1 protein-coding gene is annotated in these 1,467 nt (G+C 57.9%); it reads right to left on the bottom strand.

Annotation, left to right across the window (positions count from 1 at the left end; all coding sequences use genetic code 11):
• Positions 1–5: 5 nt before the first annotated feature.
• Positions 6–1,253, bottom strand: a complete 1,248-nt coding sequence (gene kynU / locus ACXJ5O_RS26820; protein WP_457302564.1) for a kynureninase — start codon at positions 1,251–1,253, stop codon at positions 6–8.
• Positions 1,254–1,467: the final 214 nt, after the last annotated feature.

Genomic DNA, 1,467 nt, shown 5'->3' with positions numbered 1-1,467 from the left:
GCGTATCACGTTACGGCTCCCCTGACTTGATATTCAGGTTGGTCCCAGGCGCGCGTTGCAAGGATTTCCTTGAGAATCGCCGCAGCCTGCGCCACCTCCGCGAAGCTGAGGTAAAGCGGCGTCATGCCGAAGCGAATGATATCTGGCGCACGGAAATCGCCGATGACGCCGCGCGCAATCAACGCCTGTATGATGGCATAGCCATTGTCACAGGAATAGGACACCTGACTGCCGCGCAGGTCGGGGTCTCGCGGCGTCACCAGCGCCAGCCCAAGTTCCTCGGCAAATTCGCCGACTTCCTGAATGAAGAAATCGCAGAGCCCGATGGATTTCGCGCGCACAGCCTCCATGTCGATATCGTCCCACAGCGACATGGCCTCGTCCATGGCTACCATCGCCAGCACCGGCGGTGTCCCGCACAGATATTGTTCGATGCTGCTCGACGGCGAATAGGCGGAATCGAAATCAAATGGCGCGCGATGACCGAACCAGCCGGAAAGCGGCTGGCGGAACCCGCCCTGATGGCGTGGATTGACATAGAGAAATGCCGGAGCGCCGGGCCCGCCATTGAGATATTTGTAGCCGCAACCAATGGCGAAATCGGCTTGCGCGCCAGTCAGGTCAACGGGCATTGCGCCTGCCGTGTGCGCGAGATCCCAGATGACGAGGATACCCTTGTCATGGGCCGCCCTGGTCAGCGCCGCCATGTCGTGACGATAGCCGTTGCGGTAATTGACATGGGTCAGCATCAGCACAGCTACATCTTCATCCAGCAGGTCCGGGATATCTTTGGGGGCATCCGCAAGAACCGTCCGGTGACCCTTGCCGATCTGCTTGGCCACGCCTTCCGCGATATAAAGATCGGTTGGAAAATTGTCGCGCTCCGAAACGATCTTGCGGCGTTCCTGATTGAGGTCGAGGACTGCCGACAATACCTTGAACAGATTGATGGAGGTGCTGTCGGCCGCGACGACCGTTCGCTCCTCGGCACCGATGAGCCGTGCGATTTTCTCGCCGACGCGCTGCGGCAAGTGCACCCAGTCAGCGGTATTCCAGCTGCGGATCAGCTGCTCACCCCATTCCTCGGCGATTGTCTTCGCCACCCGCTGCCTGACGGACTTCGGCAATGCGCCAAGCGAATTGCCGTCGAGATAGATCACGCCCTCCGGCAGTTCGAATCTGTCGCGGTATGCGCGCAGCGGATCGGCCAGGTCAGCTTGTGTGGCATCGATCTTGATAGTGGTACTGTCCATTTCTTCTTTCTTGATAATGAATGTAGTGGCGCCAATTCACGGCTTTGCACAAGTCGCTTAACGGCTACAATTTACTTTGGTATGAACTTGTCAATATAACCAGACCCTGCTCGATAGTGGGGCATAAAAGGGAGAATAACAAAATGATCGGCGCAAAATATGCAGTGCGGACAGCGCTGGCTGCAGCACTTGGCCTGGGGCTTGGGCTTGGAGC

The organism is Phyllobacterium sp. P5_D12, assembly GCF_054049495.1.
Note: the sequence above shows the minus strand (reverse complement) of the source record. Positions and strands in the feature narration are given on the sequence as shown.